The organism is Burkholderia sp. AW33-5 (genome assembly GCF_053427615.1).
This window is the reverse complement of sequence record NZ_JBSAXA010000001.1, coordinates 321168-338141: the sequence shown is the minus strand read 5'-3', so window position 1 is coordinate 338141 and position 16974 is coordinate 321168. Positions and strand designations below refer to the sequence as shown.

Sequence of the window (16974 nt, the reverse complement as noted above, 5' to 3'; positions counted from 1 at the left end):
CGCGCTTCGATCCACGACGCGTGGCGGCACCGGTCGCCACGCGTTTTTTCGTAAGCGTCCGCCCCGCGCGCCGTCGTCAGAACATCTGGCGCAGGCCGATCGCGGCCCCGACGTTGTTGGTCCTGCCGATCTGGTCGACCTTGCCGGTGAGCCGGTTGGTGGCGCCCGGGTAGTCGGCCGCGAACGCGCCGTTGCCGCGTGCGAAATCGACCGTGCCGTATACCTCCGTGTGCTTCGACAGCGCATATTCGGCCAGCATGGTCGCCGAGTAATTGATCCCGGAGCCGAGCGTGCCGTCGAGCCGCTCCGCGTTGCGCGCGTGGCCGTAATAGCCGGCCACCGTGATCAGCAGCGGCGCGGTGGCCTGCCAGTTCGCGCCGACGTAGAACGTATCGTCGATGCGATTCGGGCTGCCGCCGGCGAGCGTGGGCGCGCCGGCCTGCTGCATGTTGAAGTCCGTCGTGCCCGTCTTGTCCTGACCGTGCAGCCAGCCGGCCAGCAGGCGCACGGACGGCGTGACCTGATACGCGCCGCTCACGTGCAGGAAGTTCACCTTCGCGCCGTTGACCGCACTGCCGTTCACGGACGACACCGAGGTCTGCTGGTAGCCGGCGTTGATCGACGCGGGCCCTTGCGCATAGGTCAGCTCGACACCGTACGTGCTGTCGAGGCCCATCGCGCCGGCATGATTGCCGAGCCCGTAGATCGCATCGATGCTGAAGCCGTTGTACGAGAACTTGTACTTCACCGAGTTCGGCACGGTCAGGTAATTGCCGATGCCGTTGTACGCCCAGCTGTCCTGCCAGTAGTCGCCGACGGTCATCGGATCGAACACGTCGCCCATCGTGTCGTACAGCGGGGCGTACTGGTTGCCGAAGGTCAGCGAGCCGTACCGGTCGCTCGACAGGCCGACGTATGCCTGCCGGCTGAACAGCGTGTTCGCGACGTGCAGCTTGCCGTCGCCGAGCTCGAAGCCGTTCTCGAGACGAAAGATCGCCGACAGGCCGCCGCCGAGTTCCTCGCTGCCGCGCAAGCCCCAGCGGCTGTGCGTTTCGGGGCCGACGGTCATTCCGATCAGGTCCTTGCCGTCGGGGCCGGCGTTCGTCTGATAACGGATCGCCGTATCGACGAGGCCATACAACGTGACGGAACTCTGCGCAAATGCGGACGACGCCGCTGTCAAGACGAATACCGCGCCGACACCACCGGATACGACGATGCGTTTCATGAAAGGCCTCCCTGAGCGATTGATTTTGTAAGCAGTCCGACAGCATTCGTGTCGGCTTGCCCGTATAGCGCTCGGGAGAATAATCGGTCATATTCGCGGCACCTATTGCTGCTTCCGGATTGGACCTTTCCAATACGCTCAACAATCGCGGAAGCAGCCGTGCGGCGACCGGTGAGTCGCGCCCGGGGTAAGATGAACGCCCCTTCCGTCGCTTTGCCGCCCAAGCCATGTCGACCACCCTCGCCACCCTTTTGCCGCTCGCCGGCGTCCTGTTCCTGAGCGTGGCCAGCCCGGGCCCGAACTTCGTGATCGTCACGTCGACCGCCGTCGCGCAACGCCGCGCCGGCGTGATGACCGGGCTCGGCCTCGCCGCCGCATCGGGCACCTGGGCCGCGATCGCGATCGCCGGCCTCAGCCTGCTCGTGACCCACGTCGCCTGGGTGCACACCGCGCTGCGGCTCGCGGGCGCCACGTACCTGATCTGGCTCGGCCTGAAAATGGTGCTGACCGCGCGCACGCCGCCCGCGGTTTCCGCACCGGCCGCGTCCTCCGACTGGCATGCCGCGAAGAAGGGCTACGTGGTCAGCATGACGAACCCGAAATCCGTCGCGTTCTACGGCAGTATCTTCGCGTTGATGGTGCCGGCCCATGCGCCGGCGTGGCTCGATCTCGCGGTCGTCGTGTTGTCGATCGGAATTTCGGGCGCGTGGTACTGCACCATGGCGCTGCTCGCGTCGCACCCGTCGGTGCGCCGGCTGCTGATCCGGCGCAAGGCCGTGCTCGACACGACGGCCGGGCTGCTGCTGATGGGGCTCGGCGGGCGGATGCTGGCCGGGCGCTGAGCGCCGTCACGCGCCGGCATCGCCACGGAAAAAGGCCGCTTGCGACACCCCGTTGCCGGGAGTCGCAAGCGGCCTTTTCGCATGCCGCGTGTCTCAGCGTCGCGCCGCCAGCCTTCTCACGACGCTCACGAGCGCGTCGACTTCATCGCACGTGTTGTAGAACGCGAGCGACGGCCGTACCGTCGCCTCGAGCCCGAAGCGTCGCAGGATCGGCTGCGCGCAATGATGGCCGGAGCGCACCGCAATGCCCTCTTCGTTCAGCGCCTGCCCGACCTCCTCGGTCTCATAGCCCTTCAGCACGAACGACAGCACGCTCGCCTTGTCGCGCGCGGTGCCCACGAGCCGCACGCCCGGTACCGGCGCGAGCACGCTCGTCGCATACGCGAGCAGGTCGTGCTCGTAGCGCGCGATGTTCTCGATGCCCACGCGGCTCACGTAGTCGAGCGCGGCCCCCAGCCCCACCGCGTCCGCGATGTTGCCGGTGCCGGCTTCGAACCGGTTCGGCGGCGGCTGGAATACCGTGCGCTCGAACGTCACGTCCGCGATCATGTTGCCGCCGCCCTGCCACGGCGGCATGTCGTCGAGGATCGCGCGCTTGCCGTACACGACGCCGATGCCGGTCGGACCGTAGATCTTGTGCCCGGAGAACACGAAGAAATCCGCATCCAGCGCCTGCACGTCGACGCGCATGTGCGAGATCGACTGCGCGCCGTCGACGAGCGCCTTCGCGCCCGCGCGATGCGCGAGCTCGACGATCTCCTTCACCGGCACGACCGTGCCGAGCGCATTCGACACCTGCGTGACGGACACGATCTTCGTGCGGTCGTTGAGCAGCTTCCGGTATTCGTCGAGCAGCACCTGCCCCGAATCGTCGACCGGAATCACGCGCAGCTTCGCGCCCTTGAGCGCCGCGAGCTGCTGCCACGGCACGATGTTCGCGTGATGCTCGAGATGCGACACGACGATCTCGTCGCCTTCGCCGACGTTCTGCACGCCCCATGTCTTCGCGATCAGGTTGATCGCCTCGGTGGTGCCGCGCACGAACACGATCTCGTCCGGCGAAGCGGCGCCGATGAAGCGCCGCACGGTGTCCCGCGCATGCTCGTATGCATCCGTCGCGCGGCCCGCCAGTGCATGCGCGGCGCGGTGGATGTTCGAGTTTTCGTGCGCATAGAAATAGGCAAGACGATCGATCACGGCCTGCGGCTTGTGCGTCGTCGCGGCATTGTCGAACCAGACCAGCTGCTTGCCGTTCACGCGTTCCTGCAGGATCGGGAAATCGCGGCGGATCGCGTTCACGTCGAACGGCGGGTGCGCGCCGCGATGCAGGTTGCCCTGCGGCTCGGCGGCATGCGCATCGTCGATGAAGTAACGCGGCACGTCCGCGCCCGATGCACGCGACACCGGCACGTCGCGCTGCACGGCGAGCAGGTCGCGCAGCGCATCGTCGCCCGGCAGCCCGAACGCTTCCGGCGATGCGAGGCCGTTCGACGGCACGACGATGTCCTGCGGCGTCGCCTGCCAGCCCTGCAGCGAGCCGTCGGTGAAGTAATACGGCGACGCGGCCGGCGCAGCCTTCACCGCGCCCTCCGATACCGCCGCATTCGCCTGCGGCACGCCGAGCGCCGCGCCGCCGACGCGCGGTTCGAACGCGGGCGCGATCGACACCGCGTTGTCGGGCAGCCCGTTCTGCGCGGCCGCATGCGGCGCGAGCGCGGGCACGCGATTGCCGAGCGACAGCACGTGCGTCGGCGCGGACGGCGCGAGGTTCGCGCCGGGCGCCTTGCCTTGCGGCAGCGCGAAGCCCGGCACGCCGGTGCCCGTTCCGCCCGGCCCCGCGAGCGGCGAGCCGCCCGGCGCGGGATTGCTCGCCGACGCGAGGATCGGCGCGGCCGCCGGCAACGCCGACGGCACACCGCCGACCGCCCCGCTGCCCGCCGACAGCCCGGGCGCGGTGGCCTGCCCGGGCGGCGTCGCGAAGAACTCGGACGCGAGCCGCGCGAGCGCCGCCGGGTCGGGCAGGCCGGCCGGCAGCGGCGCGTGCGGCAACGCGAGCGCGTCGCTGCCGGCCGAGCCGGGATTAACGGTAGGTGTCGGGATAGTCATGGTACTTGGCGATTTCGACGTCATCGAGGACAGCCAGCGCATCCGGCGAATGGACCGCGAGCGAGCAGTACAGCGAGATCAGGTACGACGCGATCGCCTGGTTGTTGATCCCCATGAAGCGCACCGACAGGCCCGGCCCCTGCTCGCCTGCGACGCCCGGCTGATAGAGGCCGACGACACCCTGGCGCTTGTCGCCGACGCGCAGCAGCAGGATCTTGGTCTTGCCGTCCGCGACGGGCACCTTGTCCGACGGAATCAGCGGAATGCCGCGCCACGTGAGGAACTGCGAGCCGAACAGGCTGACCGTCGGCGGCGGCACGCCTCGCCGCGTGCATTCGCGGCCGAACGCGGCGATCGCGAGCGGGTGCGTGAGGAAGAACGCGGGTTCCTTCCACACCTTGGTCAGCAGTTCGTCGAGGTCGTCCGGCGTCGGCGCGCCCGTCAGCGGGAAAATCCGCTGTTCGTCGGTCACGTTCGCGAGCAGCCCGTAGTCCGGGTTGTTGATCAGCTGGCTTTCCTGCAGCTCCTTGATCGTCTCGATCGTCAGGCGCAGCTGTTCCTTGATCTGGTCATGAGGACTGCTGTAGAGATCGGAGATCCGCGTATGCACGTCGAGCACCGTGCTCACCGCGTTCAGGAAATACTCGCGCGGCTGTTCCTCGTATGGCACGAATGTCTGCGGCAGCACGCTTTCGTCCTCGAGCTGCGTGCACGCGGCGCGCACGGCTTCCGGATTCTTCACCTGGTTCAGGCGATAGATGCCGGCCTCGACCGGCACCCACTGCAGCAGATGGGTCAGCCAGCGCGGCGTAATCGTGGAAAGCTGCGGGACGGTCTTGGTAGCGTTCGCTAGTTGGCGGGCGGCGTGATCGCTCAGCGCGGCCGTGCCGCTTGCAACGGTCGACATGTGTGGCTCCGGGTTCTTAAGATGAAAAACGGGATTGCTTATGACGCTTGGTGATTATCGGAAGCACGCACCTGCCGGCTCAACATGCTATAGCCGTCACACGGCACAACCGAACGGGAAGGGAAGCGGGATGCGTCAGGTGACGTACACGCCGGGCAGCAGCGTCGAGATCGACACGTCGAACGCGCGCGCGATCTTGTCGGCGGTGACGATCGACGCAATGGCCTCGCCGCGCTCGATCTCGCCGACGTACGAACGGTTCAGCCCCGCGTGTTCGGCGAGCTGCTCCTGCGACCACGTGCGCGCTTCGCGCAGCTTGCGCACGTTGGCCCCGAAGTGCTGGATCAGGTCGCTCATGTCGTCACCTGCGCGTCGGATACCGGCTCGGCCGGCTCGATTCGCGCGTGCGGCGCGGCGTTCGCTTCGCTGCGCAGCACGGCCTGCGTGATGTTCGCGCCCGCCGGCACGTCCTGCGTGAGCCACACGTTGCCGCCTATGACCGCGCCGCGGCCGATCGTCACGCGGCCGAGGATCGTTGCGCCCGCATAGATCACGACGTCGTCCTCGACGATCGGGTGGCGCGCGAGCCCTTTCTCCAGATGGCCGGCCGCATCGCGCGGGAAGCGCTTCGCGCCGAGCGTGACGGCCTGGTACACGCGCACGTGCTCGCCGATGATCGCGGTCTCGCCGATCACGACGCCCGTGCCGTGGTCGATGAAGAAGCCGGCGCCGATCCGGGCGCCCGGATGAATGTCGATGCCGGTTTCCGCATGCGCCTGCTCGGCGATGATGCGCGCGAGCAGCGGCAGCCCGAGCCGGTACAGCTCGTGCGCGAGCCGGTGGTGGATCATCGCGAGGATGCCGGGGTAGCACAGCAGCACTTCGTCGACACTGCCCGCCGCCGGATCGCCATGAAATGCGGCCAGCACGTCGCTGTCGAGCAGCCGGCGGATGTCGGGCAGCCGTGCCGCGAAGGCCTGAACGGCGGTGGCGGCCGCCTCGTCGATCTGCGCGTCGGCGTTGCGTTGCCGCGCCGCGTAGCGCAGCTCGAGCGTCACCTGCGCGAGCAGCGCATTCAGCGCCGCGTCGAGCGCGTGGGCCACATGGAGGTTTTCGCTCTCCTGCCGCAGGTCGGGCGGCCCGAGCCGCATCGGGAACAGCACACCTTTCAGCGCGCCGATGATCTGCGCAAGCGCCTCGCGCGCCGGCAGGTCGCGCCCGCCCGGTTCGAGCGAGCGCCGCTGCTTCTCGCGCCACGCGCGGCGCACGGTCTGGAGCGACTGGACGATGCCGTCGATATCGAATGCGGCCATGCTGACTTCTCCCCGTAACGGCCGTGACTCAGTCCTGCGCCCACGGCAGGCCGCGATGGCGCCAGCCGTTGCGGCCGCCGCGATGGTGCTGTTCGTCGAGGTCGCCCTCGAACCCCTCGAGCACGTTGAATACCTGCGTGAAGCCGCCCTTGGCCGCCGCTTCGGCCGCCTGCGCGGACCGGTTGCCGCTGCGGCAGAGCAACAGCACCACCGCATCCTTGCCGGTCTTCGCTTCGAGTTCGCGCACGAAGCGCGGGTTGCGCGTCAGGCTCGTGCCGGTCGCCCACGGCACGTGCAGCGACTCCGGCACATGGCCGACGAATTTCCGTTCTTCCGCGGTGCGCACGTCGACCAGCAACGCGTCGCCGGCGGAAAACAGCGCCCACGCGGCTTCCGGCGCCACGCCACCGGCGTACGGCGTGCCCGCCGATGCGGCCGCCGCGCGGGCGTCTTCGAGCGCCTGCTGGGCGGCGGTTCGTTCTTCCAATGCAAACGTCATCACGCTTCCTTGTTCTCGCAGATTCGTATGATCAAAAACGCCGGGAATGCGGCCGGTGCAGCTTGCCTGCTGTCTATAGCCGTCAGCCCCACTATGCGAGCGCGGTCGGGGAAGCAGAACCAATAAAAATTCATTTCCTAATCAGCGGCGCGTGAAATGCAATAGCAGACGCGCGCTATCGGCGAGGGTTCGTGCGGCTTCGTGCGGAGGATGTGAAGCGATGGCCGTTCGATGTCGTGCATCGAAGGTTCTTGAAAGGATCGGCGACTGCGAGGTCGGGAACGATGCAGCACGCGACGCGCGCCGCCCGTTGTCGTTGTGACAGAATCCGAAATGGAATCGCGCGCCGGGTCGAATGGCGCGCTTCGATGGAACGATGGATCGCGGCACGACAGCCGACGGGCGTGGCGCATCGTCGATGCACGCCACCCGTCGCCGCATCAACGTACCGGATCGACCGGCACGATCGGCGCGCCGCGCGCCTCGATGTCGCGCCCCGCGAGCAGACACAGATCCTCGCGATGATGCGTGGCGACCACTTGCACGCCCACCGGCACGTCGTTGACGATCCCGGTCGTCACCGCGAGCCCCGGCAACCCCATCGCCGGCAGCGCCCGCAGCGTGAGCTGCGCTTCCCAGACGCGCTCGAACCCTTCCGGCCCTTGCCGATCGAGATCATCGGGAAACGGCAGCTCGGACGACACCGGCAACAACAACACCGCATATTCGTCGAGAAAGAGCCGCCATTGCCGCGTCAGCGTCGTACGCCGCACGAGCGCGCGGCTGATCACGTCGGCCGGCAGATCGCGCACCTTGGCGCGCACGGCGGCGATCACCGCGGCCGCGCCCGGATCGCCGTCGCTCGCCACCGCGTTCGCCAGCGCATCGAATCCGTCGCCGAGCCAGAGCTGCTCCTGCAACAGCGCGGCCTCGCGCATCGGCGGCGTATCGTCGATTTCGTCGACGGTCCAGCCCGCGTCGACGAGCCGTCGCGCGGCATCGCGCAACGCGGCCTCGACCTCGGGCACGACCTCCAGACCGCGCGGACGCACGCATAGCGCCGCGCGCTTCGGCACCGCGCGACCGTCGATCGGCACCGGCACGTACCACGGGTCGCGCGGGTCCGGCGCGGCGAATGCACGCAGCGCCAACGCGAGATCGTCGATCGTGCGTGCGATCGGCCCCGTCGTCGACATCAGTTGCGCGCCGATCGCACGTTCCGGCCCTGACGCATTGAATGCCGGCACGCGCCCGAGCGACGGCCGGATGCCATGCACGCCGCACGCATAGGCCGGATAGCGCACCGAGCCGCCGATGTCGGTGCCGAGCGCGATCGGGCCGATCCCGGCGGCCACGGCAGCCGCCGCGCCGCCGCTCGAACCACCCGGCGTCAGCGAACGGTTGCGCGGATTGTACGTATGGCCGTGCACGAGGTTCGACGTGAACCAGCGCAGCGCGAACGTCGGCGAATTGGTGCGGCCGAGCAGCACGGCGCCGGCCTTTCTCAGGTTCGACACCGACGGGCTGTCGGCGCTCGCGATCAGGTTTTCCTGCAACCGCGTGCCGTTGGTCGTCGCGAACGTCGCGACGTCGACGTTGATCTTCACCGTCACGGGCACGCCGGCAAGCGGGCCCGGATCGTCGCCGCGGGCGATCGCGCGATCGACGTCGTCGGCCTGCCGCCGCACCTCCTCGGGACGATGCTCGACCACCGCATTGATCGCCGGGTTCACCGCTTCGAGGCGCGCCAGTGTGGCATCCGCCACTTCCCGCGCGGACACTTCACGTTGCCGCACACGCTTCGCAATTTCAGTCGCCGACAGTTGCCAGAGTTGCTGCGTCATGACTTCTCCTCGTGAAAGGACATCACAATCACCGACGGCGCCACGTCATCCGCCACGCGGCGCCGCATTCACTCACTGCGCATCCTGCTTCGCGCGTTCCGCGGCCGCGATGATCGCGTCGGCCACGGCCTTCGGCTGGCTCAGCATCGCAACGTGGCTGCCGTTCACGCGCGTGACCGTCGCGCCGATCCGCTTCGCCATCGCCTCCTGCAGCTTCGGATCGATCATCCGGTCCTGCGTCGCGACCACGAACGACGACGGCTTCGCATGCCACGCGGCCTGCGCGACCTTCTCCGAAATGCAGCCACCGTACCACGGCCCTTGCGTCGCCGCGACGACGCGTTGCTGCGCGGGCGGCAGATCCGGCGCGAAATCCTGCGCGATCGCCTTGTCCGACAGCCTCGCGAAGCCGCCGCCGTCCTTGCGCAGCTCGCCGGCCCACGACGGCGCCGGCAACCCCTGCGTGACGTCGGCGATCGACTGGCCGTTGTCCGGCGCGAATGCGGCGACGTAGACGAGCGACTTCACCTTGTCGTCGTTGCCGGCGTCGCTGATCACGACACCCGCCCACGAATGGCCGACCAGCACGACGGGGCCCTTCTGTTCGTCGATCGCGCGCTTCGTCGCGGCCGCGTCGTCGGCGAGCGAGCTCAGCGGGTTCTGCACCGACACCACGTGCAGGCCGCGCGCTTCGAGCAGCGGAATCACGCGGTTCCAGCTCGACCCGTCGGCGAATGCGCCGTGCACCAGCACGACGTTCGTGCCTTTCAGGTCTTCCTTCGGCGCGGCCTGCGCCGCGACCGCACCGAACAGCCCGCCGAGCACCGCCGCGGACACCAGAACCCGTTTCGTCAAACCGATCATCTTCATGCTCCTTTCCATCGTGTCGTTCATCTGAAGTGTTGCCGATGCGGCCGCGCCCGCGTGCGGCAGGCGCGGCAATGCATCACGAATGTGCGTACAGGTCGTCGGCGTCCGTCCGCGCGTTCCGCGCGGCGCGCTGGTCGGCCGCGGCGTAGCGCGCAGCGGCAGGCGCGGACGCGGCAGCCACGTTGTCGTCCTGCGACTTCGACGGGCCGTTCTGGTCGGAGCGCGCGACGCGCTGCGCGGCGGCGACGGCGTTCTGCGCGGCGGCGATATCGTCCGGGTAACGCGCGTCACTGCCGGCCGGGTTGTAGCCGGCCTTCTCGAGCCGGATGAGGTCGGCGCGCACGTCGGCACGCGTGAGGCCGTGGCCGGTATCGGCGAACGACAATGCGGGGATCGAAGCGAGCACGGCGACTGCGAGGATTCGAGCGGCTTTCATGAGATTTCTCCTTGGCGGAAGTTGGGGGTATCGATCACTCGGCGTCCGTTGCGACCGTCTCGCACCGAACGTTTGCTGCATGTCGACAGTAGAACCCGCTCACGTATCCGGCATGTTTCCGAAACAGGGGCATTCTGCAATCCGATGTTTCCGCAGCGGCTCCCGATACAGTGCGATACAAATCCGGTACCCCGCACACCGCGCGCCTGCGCCCGCGCCCGCGCCCGCGTCCCAACATGAAAAAAGGCGTGCCTCATACGGCACGCCTTTCCGTCGAACCGGTCCCGTCAGCTCACATCAGGGCGCAAGCCGCGTGAACACGAAATCGTGATTCTTCACGCGCGCCTGATGACACGCGAAGCAGGTCTGGTGCTGACCGATATCGGCCGGCACGCCGTTGATGAAGCGCCCGAAGCCCCAGCCGCCCGTCGACGGATAACGGCGCGAATCCTTGACCATCACCTGCACGGTCGTCGCCTGGCCGGGCACCGTCGCCGGCGCGAATTCGTCGGACTGCTTGCGTTTGTACGCGAGCTTCACGAGGATCGTGCCGTCCGGAAACGGCAGCGTCGACTGTTCGAGCGCGCGGATCGCGACGGGATTGCCGAGGACCACGCGCAATTCGTCGAGCGGCGCAGCCTCCTCGGCCGGCGCGACCATTTCCCACTTCCGGTAGCCGGGCGGGATCGTCACGCCGTAGATCGGCGACGCCGCCGGCTTCGGCTGCTCCGCGAACGCGGCCGGACCGCTCGCCGACCACGCGCCCGCCAGCAGCGCGCCCGCGACGAGCGCACGGCGCGCGCCGCGGCGCGACACGATCGTGCCGGCCCGCATCACAGGTGCTCCACTTGCAGGATCGCATCGGCGAATGCCTGCGGCGCTTCCTGCGGCAGGTTGTGGCCGATGCCGCCCGTGATGGTCCGGTGCTGATACTTGCCCGTGAACTTCTTCGCATACGCGGCAGGCTCCGGATGCGGCGCGCCGTTCGCGTCGCCCTCCATCGTGATCGTCGGCACGGTGATGGCCGGGCCGGCGGCGAGCCGCCGCTCGATGTCGTCGTATTGGGCTTCGCCCTGCGCGAGCCCGAGGCGCCAGCGATAGTTGTGGATCACGACGGCCACGTGGTCGGGGTTCTGGAACGATGCGGCGCTACGCGCGTAGGTCTCGTCGGAGAACTGCCACTTCGGCGACGCGAGCCGCCAGATCAGCTTGTTGAACGCGTCGCGATTCGCCGCGTAGCCGAGCGCGCCGCGCTCGGTCGTGAAGTAGAACTGATACCACCACTGGAATTCCGCCTGCGGCGGCAGCGGCTTGCGGTTCGCCTCCTGGCTGCCGATCAGGTAGCCGCTCACCGACACCAGCGCCTTCACGCGCTGCGGCCACAGTGCCGCGATGATGTCGGCCGTGCGCGCGCCCCAGTCGTAGCCGCCGAACACCGCGCGATCGATCTTCAGCGCATCCATCAGCGCGACGATGTCGACGGCCGTCACCGCCTGCTGGCCGTTCCGCACGGTATCGGCCGAGCGGAACGTCGTCGATCCGTAGCCGCGCAGGTACGGCACGATCACGCGATAGCCGGCCGCCGTGAGCAGCGGCGCGACTTCCGCGTAGCTGTAGATGTCGTACGGCCAGCCGTGCAGCAGGAACACGACGGGGCCGTTCTTCGGTCCGAGATCCGCATACCCGACGTTCAGCACACCGGCGTCGATCTGGTGGATCTTGCCGAGCGAGGCCGCGCCGGCCGTGCGCTTCGGCGTCGACGCATCGGGCGCCGACTGCGCGCGTGCCAGCGAACCGAACCCGAGGTCGGCGAGGCTCAGGCTTGCGAGTGTCGTGCCCAGAATCAGGCGGCGGCGGGTGTTCACGGTATCAGGCATGACGCGTTCTCCATTCTCGATCGCTAAGGAAGTGGCCCGCGGCACGTGCGGGCGCTCTGGAATCGCCGTTCACGGCGGCGGCGCCTGACATCGCGCCGCCCGTGTGAATCGCTTCACCGGTTTTATATCCGAACCATCCGAAGGCTTTGTATCCCAACGTATCCAGATTCGGGCACGACATACAGCGATTCAAAATTGGCGGCGGAAACGGGGGTTCGCGGTCGGCCATGCGCAACGCGTCACGCGGGCCGGCATCGCGACCGGCCCGCGTTCTCCCGTCAAGTCCCGCTTACGCGCGACGCAACGGCCGGAACCCGGCACGCACTTCGCGAGCGAACAGTTCCGGCTCCTCCCATGCCGCGAAATGCCCGCCCTTGTCGACTTCGTTGAAGTAGATCAGGTTGTGATAGCTGCGCTCGGCCCAGCTGCGCGGCGCCTGGTAGATCTCGCCGGGGAACACCGTGATCGCCGCCGGCAGCGAGATGTCCACCGCGTTGAAGTTGTTCGAGTGATCCTCCCAGTAGATCTGCGCGGCGGACGTCGCCGTATCGGTCAGCCAGTACAACGAAATGTCGTCGAGAATCTCGTCGCGCGGGATCGAGCGTTCGGGCACGCCGCCGCTGTAGGTCCATTGCGAGATCTTGTCGTACATCCACGCTGCCTGACCCGACGGCGAATCGGCGAGCGCATAGCCAACCGTCTGCGGGCGCGTGACCATCATCGCCGAGTAGCCGCAGTTGTCGCGATAGAACGTCGCGAGCTTCTCGTACGCGGCCTTCTCCTTCGGCGACAGCGACGCCGGTGCCGGCGCGTCGGTCTGGAGCAGCGTCGCGATGTCCGGCGGCACCGTCGCCGGCATGTTCACGTGAATCCCGGCCAGGCCCTGCACCCGCTGCATCGCCATCCGGTGCGAGATCACCGAGCCGCAGTCGCCGCCCTGCGACACGAAGCGCGTATAGCCGAGGCGCGCCATCAGCTCGCCCCATGCGCGCGCGATGTGGTCGGAGCCCCAGCCCGTCTTCGTCGGACGGCCCGAAAAACCGAAACCCGGCAGCGACGGCACGACGACGTGGAACGCATCGTCGGCACTCGCACCGTGTGCGGTCGGATCGGTCAGCGGGCCGATCGCCTTCAGCAGCTCGAAGATCGAACCCGGCCAGCCGTGCGTCATGATCATCGGCATCGCGTTCGCGTGCCGCGAGCGCACGTGGATGAAGTGAATGTCGAGCCCGTCGATTTCGGTGATGAACATCGGGAAACCGTTCAGGCGCGCCTCGCCCTTGCGCCAGTCGTAGTCGGTGCCCCAGTAGCGCAGCAGCGCCTGCATGCGCGCAAGCCGCACGCCCTGCGATTCGTCGGCGACGGTCTCGCGGCCCGGCCAGCGCGTCGCGGCAATGCGGCGGCGCAGGTCGGCCAGCGCTTCATCGGGGATATGGGCGGTGAACGGACGTATGCCGTCGCCGCCGGTTGCCGCATGCAGCGCGGTGGGCAGCATCGCGGATACGCCGGCAGCCACGGAAGTGGCCAGCAGGTGGCGACGCATCGGGGAAAACTGTGTGGAAGACATCGTTCGGCATCTCCTTTCGTGAAATGGAAAGTGAACATGCCGCGCGGCGGAGCGCGCTTTCGCTTTCATCCGGGCGTGCGCCGGTCGCGCGGCGTTGCCCATTTGAAAGGTCTGACGTATCCCGGATGTGTCTGGTTTGTACGCGTTTGTAGCGGGGGCGCGACCGACGCCGTCAGGGTGCGATCCAGCGCCCTTCGTAGCCGTCGTCGTTCACGTCGAACACCGCGCGACGATGGCCGTCGCGGGCGAGGTCGAGCCAGTCGATGCGCGTCACCGAGACGTGGAGCAGGCAGAAGTTCCGGTAACCGTCGTCGGTGGTCGCCGTGCCCGTGTCCGTATCCGGGCTTACGGTGACATGCGCGTCTTTCGGCGATTCGATCGGCGTGCCGGGGCGCAGCGGTGCGCGATATAGCAGCAGCGTATGCGGACGGTTCGATTGCCAGACCGCGCGACGTTGCGCTTCGTCTTCGCAAATCGTCGCAACGCCTTCCGCGCGAATCTGCACGAGCGAATCGAGATCGCTCGCGACGATCGCGATACGCGGATCGCGGCGCAACTCCACGACTTTCTCCGAGCGCGCATCGGTGTGGAACGACAGCCGACGATCGGCGCGGCTCGCCTGCCGCAGCACGATCGTACGCACCTTGGGCGCGCCGTCGAGGCCGAGCGTCGCGGCCTGCACCATGGTGAACGGCGAGCGCTGTGCGCCGACGCCGGATTCCAGGCACGACCAGAGGCGGTCGTACGTTTGCGTGAGCGATGCGATGTCGGACATGATGCCCCGGCGATCCTGCGTGGTTCGATCGCGCCAGCTTAACCGTTTCGGCGGCGGGATCCCGTTGCGGGCCCCCGCCGCGCGCTTCAGTTGTAGCCGAGGACGACCGGTGCGGCGTCGCGCGTGTCGGTCGAATCCGCGCCGAAGCGGCCGAGCACGTCGGCGACGTATTGCGGCCCCGCGCTGATCTGCGACGACTTGTGTTCGACGGGACGGATACCGGCCATGCGCGGCGCTTCGTCCATCCATGCGGTGTCGTTGACGACGATGCTCATGTGTCTCTCCTCCTCACGCGGCCAGCGCCGCACCATACGCGCGCACGAGGCGCGCCACGCCTTCCCGGATCGCGTCGACGTCGGGCGCGGCGAACGACAGCCGCAGCGACGCGGCGTCGACGTTGTCCGCGAAGAACGCCTTGCCCGGCACGAAGACGACCTTGTTCGCGATCGCCTGTTGCAGCAGCACGTCCGACGACACCGCGCCGATCCGCGCCCACACGAACATCCCGCCTTCGGGACGATGGAACGCGATCGCATCGCCGAAGCCGTCGCGCAGCGCGTCGCACATCGCATCGCACTTGCGCTGGTAGGCCGCCGTGATGCGCGGCAGATGACGCTCGAGCGCGCCGTCGGCGAGATACTCGGCGGCGGTGGCTTGCGTCCACGGCGCGCTGCACAGGTCGACCGTCTGCTTCGCGATCACGCAGCGCCGCGCGATTTCGGCCGGCGCGATCGTCCAGCCCACGCGCAGCCCCGGTGCGACGATTTTCGACAGGCTCGCGAAGTGCACGATCCAGTCGCGTGCGCCTTCGACTTCGTTCGCGAGCGCGAGCATCGACGGCACCGGTTCGCCCGCGAAACGCAGATCGCCGTAGGGATCGTCCTCGACGATCAGGAAACGGTATTGCACCGCGAGACGCAGCAGCTTCAGGCGGCGTTCGCGCGCGAGCGTCGCACCGGTCGGATTCGCGAAGGTCGGCACCGTATAGAGCAGCTTCGGCTGCACGATCGCGCCGGATGCAAGTTGCGAGGCGAGGCGGTCGACGTCGAGGCCATTGCCGTCGACGGGAATCGTCACGATGCGCGCCTGTTGCAGACGCATCGCCGACAGCGTCGCCGGATACGCCGGTTGTTCGGTCAGCACGACGTCGCCCGGGGCGACCATCACGCGCAGCAGCAGATCGAGGCCCTGTTGCGAGCCGGTCGTGACGAGCAGTTCGGCCGGCGTGCACGTCACGTTGCGGCGCGCCATCAACGCGATCAGTTGCTGCTTCAGTTCGGCCAGGCCGTCGGTCGGGCCATATTGCAGGCAGCGGACCGGCTGCGCGTACGCGCGTTCGGCAGCCGTGTTCAGGCCGTCGACGTCGAACAGGTCGCTGGCCGGGTAGCCGCCGGCGAACGAAATCATCCCCGGTTCGGAGAGGTACTTGAACAGCTCGCGGATCGGCGAACCGGCGGGATTCTGGAATGAGGGCGTGAACGCGTACATGTCGTCGTGAGCTGGGTGGCGGCGACGGCCGGGATAGCCGACAGGGCCGCCCGCCAAGGCGCTTCTGGCGCAACGGCGGGAATTCGAGCCACGATTGTCGATAGTCATTAACGCCGCGGCAAACGATATCTATGCACTAGGTCTTGCGGTTTGGTCATCAATTGGGACGGGCAGATGCCGGCTGTCCCGGGCGATGCATGCGGCCGCATCGAATGCGCGGGAGATACCTGGACTGTTCTCGATCCGTTCCGGAGGACGCGTCGGGCACGTGACGCCGACCGCAACCCTGATGGCGCCCGGCGAGTTGCCGCGACGTTTCAGATCTGCAACCTGATGTGCGTTCCGGATGCCCGGGTCGCACCCGATGCGCACACGGTTCGACTAGACCGCCGATTCCCGCCACGGGCGTCGCCGGCGCCGCGCGGCGAGCTGTCCGGCACGCATGCGCCCCTTGCGCAGCAACGGTCCCGCCATCCACTCGCCTGCCGCTGCTTCACGGCTGAAACCGATCATCCCGTCTTCGCGGCCGGTGATCAGTCGCGCCGCGATGGACGATCGACCCGATCCGACGGTTCCCGACCGTTTCAAGACCGACACATTTCCCGCGACGACCGGTATCCCGGCCTGCATCGACGTCGCCTCATCGGTCCGAACGCGCGCGCCGGCGGGCGTGGCACGCTCCGTGCGTTCACGCCGAAGGCGCCGGACAGCCGTCCCGGCGCGCAATCAAATATTTCGAAAAGTCCGCGTCCGGCACACCGGTAAGACGCTTTTTCGGTGCAGGACGCATCGGGGGACACAATGAAAACAAGCACCACGATCTCGATCGCGGCGTCGCCGGGGATGAACAGCGGCGCGGCAACGATCGCACCGCGGCCGATCCGCTGCGCAAGCCGGGCATTCCCGCAAGCATCCGCGCCCGCTCGGAACCGGCGGACGCCTGCACACGCACGACCGCCCCATACCGCCTCTCTCTTCACCGGCACGCGCGTCTGCGTACCGCCGACGATGGGCGGCATGGCGAAACGCGCGCCCTGAGCGGCCCGCCTGCATCTCGCCTGAAGGCTCTCGTGCCGTCAGGGTGCACCGCGCCGCCGCCCGCGAAGCCGGGACCTCATGGTCCGTTTCGTCGCATACGAAGCGCCGGCTCACGAAATGTCGTCGATAAAAGTCTTCCACTCGATCATGAATCGGACTGAGAAAAGCCCTTGGTCGGTCATCG

General features: G+C 67.9%; 17 protein-coding genes. 1 reads left to right on the top strand and 16 read right to left on the bottom strand.

All coding sequences use genetic code 11. The features are described from left to right. Nucleotides 1-76: 76 nt before the first annotated feature. A complete protein-coding gene (locus ACV22V_RS01610) occupies nucleotides 77-1228 on the bottom strand; it encodes a porin (protein WP_448012804.1) in 1152 nt (383 codons plus the stop codon). A 227-nt stretch (nucleotides 1229-1455) separates the two neighbouring features. Between ACV22V_RS01610 and ACV22V_RS01605 the strand changes: the two genes are divergently transcribed. Beyond that, the gene (locus tag ACV22V_RS01605) at nucleotides 1456-2070 is read left to right on the top strand and encodes a LysE family translocator (protein WP_059702857.1); all 615 of its coding nucleotides are present in this window, start codon (nucleotides 1456-1458) and stop codon (nucleotides 2068-2070) included. A 93-nt stretch (nucleotides 2071-2163) separates the two neighbouring features. Here the strand turns inward: ACV22V_RS01605 and ACV22V_RS01600 are convergent, their stop codons facing one another. The 15 genes from ACV22V_RS01600 to ACV22V_RS01530 all read right to left on the bottom strand — a co-directional run bounded on the left by ACV22V_RS01600 (nucleotide 2164) and on the right by ACV22V_RS01530 (nucleotide 16382). Beyond that, a complete protein-coding gene (locus tag ACV22V_RS01600) occupies nucleotides 2164-4176 on the bottom strand; it encodes a family 2A encapsulin nanocompartment cargo protein cysteine desulfurase (protein ID WP_059532172.1) in 2013 nt (670 codons plus the stop codon). Further along, nucleotides 4151-5083 (bottom strand): family 2A encapsulin nanocompartment shell protein, encoded by a 933-nt coding sequence (locus ACV22V_RS01595; RefSeq protein ID WP_034205507.1) that lies wholly within the window; start codon nucleotides 5081-5083, stop codon nucleotides 4151-4153. The genes ACV22V_RS01600 and ACV22V_RS01595 overlap by 26 nt, the downstream gene beginning before the upstream one ends. 135 nt (nucleotides 5084-5218) lie before the next feature. Then, entirely contained in the window at nucleotides 5219-5440 is a 222-nt protein-coding gene (locus ACV22V_RS01590) for a helix-turn-helix domain-containing protein (RefSeq protein ID WP_006749621.1), read from the bottom strand. After that, nucleotides 5437-6396 carry a serine O-acetyltransferase EpsC gene (gene epsC / locus ACV22V_RS01585; RefSeq protein WP_448012803.1) on the bottom strand — a complete coding sequence of 320 codons (960 nt, stop codon included), beginning with the start codon at nucleotides 6394-6396 and terminating at the stop codon, nucleotides 5437-5439. Before epsC ends, ACV22V_RS01590 begins: the two co-directional genes overlap by 4 nt. Nucleotides 6397-6424: 28 nt before the next feature. Continuing rightward, the gene (locus tag ACV22V_RS01580) at nucleotides 6425-6895 is read right to left on the bottom strand and encodes a rhodanese-like domain-containing protein (RefSeq protein ID WP_448012802.1); all 471 of its coding nucleotides are present in this window, start codon (nucleotides 6893-6895) and stop codon (nucleotides 6425-6427) included. Nucleotides 6896-7335: 440 nt separating this feature from the next. Continuing rightward, on the bottom strand, nucleotides 7336-8739 hold the full coding sequence (locus tag ACV22V_RS01575) for an amidase family protein (RefSeq protein WP_448012801.1): 1404 nt from the start codon (nucleotides 8737-8739) through the stop codon (nucleotides 7336-7338). A gap of 72 nt (nucleotides 8740-8811) precedes the next feature. Then, nucleotides 8812-9603 carry an alpha/beta fold hydrolase gene (locus ACV22V_RS01570; protein ID WP_448013007.1) on the bottom strand — a complete coding sequence of 264 codons (792 nt, stop codon included), beginning with the start codon at nucleotides 9601-9603 and terminating at the stop codon, nucleotides 8812-8814. 82 nt (nucleotides 9604-9685) lie between these two features. Then, nucleotides 9686-10045, bottom strand: coding sequence for a DUF4148 domain-containing protein (locus ACV22V_RS01565; protein WP_059532180.1), 360 nt, complete (start codon nucleotides 10043-10045; stop codon nucleotides 9686-9688). A gap of 297 nt (nucleotides 10046-10342) precedes the next feature. After that, nucleotides 10343-10879 (bottom strand): cytochrome P460 family protein, encoded by a 537-nt coding sequence (locus ACV22V_RS01560; RefSeq protein ID WP_448012800.1) that lies wholly within the window; start codon nucleotides 10877-10879, stop codon nucleotides 10343-10345. Beyond that, nucleotides 10879-11922 carry an alpha/beta fold hydrolase gene (locus tag ACV22V_RS01555; RefSeq protein WP_059690363.1) on the bottom strand — a complete coding sequence of 348 codons (1044 nt, stop codon included), beginning with the start codon at nucleotides 11920-11922 and terminating at the stop codon, nucleotides 10879-10881. Before ACV22V_RS01555 ends, ACV22V_RS01560 begins: the two co-directional genes overlap by 1 nt. 289 nt (nucleotides 11923-12211) lie before the next feature. Next, a complete protein-coding gene (locus ACV22V_RS01550; RefSeq protein WP_059532189.1) occupies nucleotides 12212-13489 on the bottom strand; it encodes an epoxide hydrolase family protein in 1278 nt (425 codons plus the stop codon). A gap of 172 nt (nucleotides 13490-13661) precedes the next feature. Then, entirely contained in the window at nucleotides 13662-14264 is a 603-nt protein-coding gene (locus ACV22V_RS01545) for a pyridoxamine 5'-phosphate oxidase family protein (protein ID WP_448012799.1), read from the bottom strand. Between the two features lie 86 nt (nucleotides 14265-14350). Next, nucleotides 14351-14539: a hypothetical protein gene (locus ACV22V_RS01540; protein WP_059466156.1), complete on the bottom strand. Its 189-nt coding sequence runs from the start codon at nucleotides 14537-14539 to the stop codon at nucleotides 14351-14353. A gap of 13 nt (nucleotides 14540-14552) precedes the next feature. Further along, nucleotides 14553-15752, bottom strand: coding sequence for an aminotransferase-like domain-containing protein (locus ACV22V_RS01535; RefSeq protein ID WP_448012798.1), 1200 nt, complete (start codon nucleotides 15750-15752; stop codon nucleotides 14553-14555). A 381-nt stretch (nucleotides 15753-16133) separates the two neighbouring features. Then, nucleotides 16134-16382, bottom strand: a complete 249-nt coding sequence (locus ACV22V_RS01530) for a hypothetical protein (RefSeq protein ID WP_448012797.1) — start codon at nucleotides 16380-16382, stop codon at nucleotides 16134-16136. Nucleotides 16383-16974 lie beyond the last annotated feature (592 nt).